We start from the raw sequence: 558 nt of genomic DNA, 5'->3' as shown, positions 1-558 counted from the left end.
GCGCCCTGCTGTTCGGCAAACTGCTGCCGGTCGGGGTCGGGGTCGTGGTGGGCGCCATCGGCAACTACCTCGCCGGCAAGAAGATGATCCGCAACGCCGGCCGGGCTTTCGGCACACCGCCCGCGCGCTGGCCCCGCGCGCTGCATCTGGTCCCCCCGGTCCACGAAGCCGGCTAGCCGTGATCGCAAGCGCGGCCGTGCGATCGCAAGCGCGGCCGGGCTAGCCCCCACCCGGTGCCCCGGTCAGCCTGGCGGATCGGCGGCGAAAGGTTAGCCTTTATAGGGCGGAACAATGGGTACCGCCATGGGTATGAGTGTTCGGCCATCCGGGGCCGACAAGGTTGCAGGCGCCGCGGGAATGCGCCTGCGAAAAAGAAGGATTGAGGCGAACTGCGGTCGTGAGCAACATAAGTTCACCGTTCGGGCAAAACGAATGGCTGGTCGAGGAGATGTACCGCAAGTTCCGCGACGACCCCTCGTCCGTCGATCCGAGCTGGCACGAGTTTCTGGTCGACTACAACCCCGAGCCCGCGCCCACCGCCCCGACCAGCGGTGACGG

At 67.6% G+C, this 558-nt stretch carries 1 protein-coding gene and 1 pseudogene; both read left to right on the top strand.

The genetic code is table 11. From position 1 onward, the window contains the following. Window positions 1–176 (top strand): annotated as a pseudogene (locus A9W96_RS32285) (hypothetical protein); the annotation flags it as partial. Window positions 177–397: 221 nt separating this feature from the next. Then, window positions 398–558: hypothetical protein (locus A9W96_RS33395; RefSeq protein ID WP_197499581.1), on the top strand; the 161-nt coding region annotated here is incomplete at its 3' end.

The organism is Mycobacterium sp. 1245852.3, assembly GCF_001669335.1.
GTDB classification, from domain to species: domain Bacteria; phylum Actinomycetota; class Actinomycetes; order Mycobacteriales; family Mycobacteriaceae; genus Mycobacterium; species Mycobacterium europaeum_A.
This window is presented reverse-complemented; position numbering and strand designations above follow the sequence as displayed.